This is a genomic window from uncultured Microbacterium sp. (genome assembly GCF_963521695.1).
GTDB lineage: Bacteria > Actinomycetota > Actinomycetes > Actinomycetales > Microbacteriaceae > Microbacterium.
Genome location: NZ_CAUQWC010000225.1, coordinates 1 through 5,399, shown reverse-complemented (window position 1 = coordinate 5,399; position 5,399 = coordinate 1). Strand labels below are relative to the sequence as shown.

The following is a 5,399-nucleotide window of genomic DNA, read 5'->3' as shown; positions in this document are numbered from 1 at the left end:
GGCCAGCACCGCCGCGGCGCCGCTCGTGCGCATCGCCCCCGGCCTCATCCCCGCTGGACCGACCGACGTCACGCTGTCGGCATGGCTCCGGTGGACCGGCGCACCGCAGTGCACCTGGCCGTTCACGCTCGGCTCCAGCGTCGATGCGCACATCCTCGCGACCACGCAGTGCGGCAGTTCCGGCTACGGCGCCATCAAGAACGGCTCCGAGATCCGCGCGTCGGGCACCGCCCCGGTCGCCTCCTCGCGCTGGGTGCACATGGCGGTCGTCGTCACCGGCGGCAAGACCGTCCAGACCTTCCTCGACGGCGCCCTGGTCGGTCAGGCCGCGACGACCTACAACGCGTCGGCGGCGATGGGCAGCTCCACCTTCTCGGGCTACTTCGGCAAGTCGTTCTACGGACCCGACGCCTACTGGGCCGGCGCCATCGATGACGTGAAGGTGTGGACCTCGGCTCTCTCCGCGGGCCAACTGCAGCAGGCCGAGGGCGATGTGCACGTGGGCATCGCGCGGGGCGACGCGGCCGTCTCGCTCGGCGACACCTCCAACGTCACCTCCGACCTGACGCTCCCGACCACCGGTGCGGGTGGCTCGAGCCTCACGTGGACCTCGAGCAACCCCGCTGTCGTCAGCACGACCGGAGCGGTCATCCGCCCGGCCGCCGGTGCCGGCGATGCCAGCGTCGTTCTGACGCCCACCGCCACCCACGGTGGCACCGCTGTCACCGGATCGAGCATCACGGTGAAGGTCCCGGCGTACGCCCAGGGTGACAGTGCACAGGCCGAACTGGCCCGCGCCGTCGCCGACGGCGTAGCCGCTGATGCTGCCGTGGCAGGGCCGATCCGCGGCAGCGTCACGCTGCCGACGACCGGTGCCGACGTGGCCGCCACCGCTACGCGCTCGGGAGCGGCGAACGCCGCCATCACGTGGTCCTCGTCGAACGAAGCGGTCATCTCAACGACCGACAAGGGCACGGCCCCGAACGTCGTCGCCAAGGGCGCCGTCACGCGCCCTGCCGCCGACACGCAGGTCACGCTGACGGCGACGATCACCGTCAACGGCACCGCGCCGCTCGTTCGGACACTCGTGCGCACCGTTCCCGCCGCGGCCCCCGTCGCAGCCAGCGACCTGGACGCGTACCTCTTCGCGTACTTCACCGGCGACAGCATCCAGGGCGAGAAGATCCGCTTCGCGACCTCTGACGGCAACGATTCGCTGCGCTGGAAGACGCTCAACGACGCGCAACCCGTCCTCAGCTCAACCAAGGGCACGACGGGCCTGCGCGATCCCTTCATCCTGCGATCGAAAGAGGGCGACCGGTTCTTCCTTCTGGCCACCGACCTGTCGGTCGGCACCTCCGGTTGGGGCGGCGCGACGAACCGCGGCAGTCAGCACCTCGAGATCTGGGAGTCCACCGACCTGGTCAACTGGGGCGAGCAGCGTCACGTCGAGGTCAACCTGCCCAATGCGGGCATGACCTGGGCCCCGGAGGCGATCTACGACGAAAGCATCGAGGCCTACACCGTCTACTGGACGTCGTCGCTCTTCACGGACGGCGCCGCCCGTAACGTCGCCGACGGAAACGGACCGCAGATCCTCATCTCGACGACCCGCGACTTCCGCGATTTCACCACCCCCCAGCCGTGGTTCAAGGCCGCGGACGTACCCGGACTGAACGCCGGCAACGGACTGATCGACTCCACCGTGCTGAAGGAGGGTGACACCTGGTACCGCTTCACCAAGGCCACCCAGACCAGCGGCTGCGCTTCACCCGACATCATCGCGCAGAAATCGACCGACTTGCGCGCCACGACGGCATCCGGTGCCTGGTCGCTCATCGACACCTGCATCGGCCGCACCGCCGGCACGCCCGAGGTCGAAGGTCCGGAGATCTTCAAGGCCAACGAGGGCGACCGCGCCGGGTACGAGTACTTCCTCTGGGTCGACAACTACGGCGGACGAGGGTACATCCCCCTCGGGACGAACTCGCTCGAGGGTGACATCCAGTGGGCGATCCCGAACAGCTTCTCGCTGCCGGCCTCACCCCGCCACGGCTCGATCCTCGCCATCACGGCGCAGGAGCGCGACACCCTCGCCGCGAAATGGAACCCGTCGCTGCTCGTCACCTCGATCGACCCGGTCGCCGCGACCGCGCAGGCCGGATCCGCCGACGTCACGCTTCCCGGAACGGTGCAGGCCACCTTCAAGGACGGGCACCGCGAGACCGTCGCGGTCACATGGGACAAGGCCGACCTGTCGTCGCTGAAGAAGGCCGGCGACACCGTCCAGGTGCGCGGACAGCTCGCCAACTCGGCTGGCACACCCGCGATCGCAACCATCACCGCCACGGCTCCCCCGGGACCCGCCGTGAGTGCCGTGGCATCCGCCCGGTGCGTTGCGGGGAAGGTCGTCATCACCACGCGAGCGACCAACGACAGCGACGCCGTCGCCGATCTCACCGTGAACACGGCGTGGGGCGGCAAGGCGCACACCGCCGTCGCCCCCGGTGCCTCGGTCTCCACGGCAACCACCGTGCGCGCCTCGACGGTCGCGGCCGGCTCTGTTGAGGTGACGGCCACGGACGGGTCGGGTTCGCGCACGATCACCGCCGCCTACGCTGCCATCAGCTGCCGCTGACGAGTACGCACCGAGACGGTGCGTGAGGGGGGAGGGCCCGCGGGCCCTCCCCCCTCCGTCACCTCTGCCGGGTGAACGGGTCGGGCGCCGCGGGGGCGCCCGACGGCCCCGACACGCATCGAGGTGCGAAAGGTACGTCGCTTCGGACTCCCCCGTCTCCGACGGACGGCGGCCGGTTGGTCACCCGTCGGCGAGGGCCGCGAGTCGCGCCTCTTCGTCGGCGATGATCGCCGACTCGATGATCGGGCCGAGGGCACCGTCCATCACCTGGTCGAGGTTGTACGCCTTGTAGCCGGTGCGGTGGTCGGCGATCCGGTTCTCGGGGAAGTTGTAGGTGCGGATGCGCTCTGAGCGATCCATGCCGCGGATCTGCGACTTTCGCGCGTCGGCGGCGACCGCGTCGCGCTCCTCCTGCTGCTTTGCGAGCAAGCGTGCACGCAGCACGCGCATACCGGCTTCGCGGTTCTGCAGCTGCGACTTCTCGTTCTGCATCGATACGACGATGCCCGTGGGAACGTGTGTGATGCGCACCGCAGAGTCGGTCGTGTTGACCGACTGCCCTCCGGGACCCGACGAGCGGAAGACGTCGATCTTGAGATCGTTGGGGTCGATTCCGACCTCCTCGGGCTCGTCGACCTCGGGGAAGACGAGCACCCCGGTCGTCGAGGTGTGGATGCGGCCCTGCGACTCCGTCGCCGGCACACGCTGTACGCGGTGCACGCCACCCTCGTACTTCAGGTGCGCCCAGACGCCCTGCGCCGGATCGCTCGACGAGCCCTTGATCGCGACCTGGACGTCTTTGTATCCGCCCAGATCGCTCTCGGTGCGCTCGAGCAGTTCGGTCTTCCACCCCATCGACGCCGCGTACTGCAGGTACATGCGCAGGAGGTCCGCCGCGAACAGGGCGCTCTCGGCCCCGCCCTCGCCGCCCTTGATCTCCATGATCACGTCACGCGCATCGTCGGGGTCGCGCGGGATGAGCAGGCGCCGCAGACGCTCCTGCGTCTCTGCGACCCGCTGCTCCAGCCCCGGGACCTCGTCGGCGAACGCGGCGTCCTCGCGAGCGAGTTCACGCGCGGCGTCCAGATCATCGGAGGCCGAGACCCACGTCTCATGGGCCGAGACGATACGCGACAGCTCCGCATAACGGCGGTTGACGCGTTTCGCGCGTGCGGCGTCCGCGTGCACGGCGGGGTCGGAAAGCTCCTCCTGGACGGCTTTGTGCTCGTCGAGGAGCCCTCGGAAGGACTCGAACATCGCGGGCACCGACATCGCGCTGGCGGCCGGGGTCAGCGGATGCTGTTGTCGTCACCGCCGCGCGCGGGCGCCGGGATCGACTTCTGCATCTGCACGAGGAACTCGACGTTCGACTGGGTCTCTTTGAGCTTGCCGAGCACGACCTCGAGGGCCTGCTGGGGCTCGAGGCCGGCCAGAGCGCGGCGGAGCTTCCAGGTGATCTTGACCTCGTCGTTCGACAGCAGCATCTCTTCGCGGCGGGTGCTCGACGCGTTGACGTCGACGGCCGGGAAGATGCGCTTGTCGGCGAGCTGGCGGTTCAGGCGCAGCTCGCTGTTGCCCGTGCCCTTGAACTCCTCGAAGATCACGTCATCCATCTTCGAGCCGGTCTCCACCAGCGCCGTGGCGAGGATCGTGAGCGATCCGCCGTTCTCGATGTTGCGCGCGGCGCCGAAGAACCGCTTGGGCGGGTACAGCGCCGAGGCGTCGACGCCACCGGAGAGAACGCGGCCCGAGGTCGGCGCGGCCAGGTTGTAGGCGCGCCCCAGACGGGTGATCGAGTCGAGCAGCACGACGACGTCGCGGCCGAGCTCGACCAGGCGCTTCGCACGCTCGATGGCGAGCTCGGCGACCGTGGTGTGGTCTTCGGCAGGCCGGTCGAACGTCGAGGCGATGACCTCGCCGCGGACGGTCCGCTGCATGTCGGTGACCTCTTCGGGGCGCTCGTCGACGAGCACGACCATGAGGTGGACCTCGGGGTTGTTCGTGGCGATCGCGTTGGCGATCTGCTGCAGCACGATGGTCTTGCCGGCCTTCGGGGGCGCGACGATCAGCCCGCGCTGGCCCTTGCCCACCGGGGCGACCAGGTCGATGATGCGCTGCGTGAGCTTCTCAGGACCGGTCTCCAGGCGCAGACGCTCCTGGGGGTAGAGGGGGGTGAGGTTGTTGAACTCCACACGGGCGGCGGCGTCATCGACCGACAGGCCGTTGATCGAATCGACCTGCACGAGCGCATTGTACTTCTGACGCCCCTGCTGCTCGCCCTCGCGCGGCTGCTTGATGGCGCCGACGACGGCGTCACCCTTGCGCAGGTTGTACTTCTTGACCTGGCCGAGCGAGACGTAGACATCGCTGGGGCCCGGCAGGTAGCCGGTGGTGCGCACGAACGCGTAGTTGTCGAGCACATCGAGCACGCCGGCGATGGGAACGAGCACGTCGTCCTCGCCGATCTCGGTCTCGAACTCGTCACCCGTGGTGCTCTGGCCGCGGCGCTTGTTGCGCTGACGGTTGCGGCTGTTCGCCGCGCCCTGCTGCTGCTGGGCCTGCTGACCGCTCTGCTGCGCGTTGTCGCGCTGCGAAGCGCCGCCCTGACCGTTCTCACGCTGACCGTTGTCGCGCTGACCGTTGTCGCGCTGACCGCTCTCGCGCTGACCGCTCTCGCGCTGACCGCTCTCGCGCTGACCGTTCTCACGCTGGCCGCCCTGCTGCGCGTTGTCACGCTGCGACGCGCCCTGCTGGCCGCCCT

The 5,399-nt window shown here is 69.3% G+C and carries 3 protein-coding genes; 1 reads left to right on the top strand and 2 read right to left on the bottom strand.

Annotated features, from left to right (window positions below):
- The coding region (locus RWP81_RS13880; protein ID WP_314457041.1) for an immunoglobulin-like domain-containing protein at positions 1-2,638 on the top strand (2,638 nt) is incomplete at its 5' end.
- 180 nt (positions 2,639-2,818) lie between these two features.
- On the opposite strand, the gene prfA is transcribed toward RWP81_RS13880, so the two are convergent.
- Positions 2,819-3,895: a peptide chain release factor 1 gene (gene prfA / locus RWP81_RS13875; protein WP_314457038.1), complete on the bottom strand. Its 1,077-nt coding sequence runs from the start codon at positions 3,893-3,895 to the stop codon at positions 2,819-2,821.
- Between the two features lie 32 nt (positions 3,896-3,927).
- A partial coding sequence (gene rho / locus RWP81_RS13870) for a transcription termination factor Rho (protein ID WP_314457036.1) occupies positions 3,928-5,399 on the bottom strand: 1,472 nt, incomplete at its 5' end.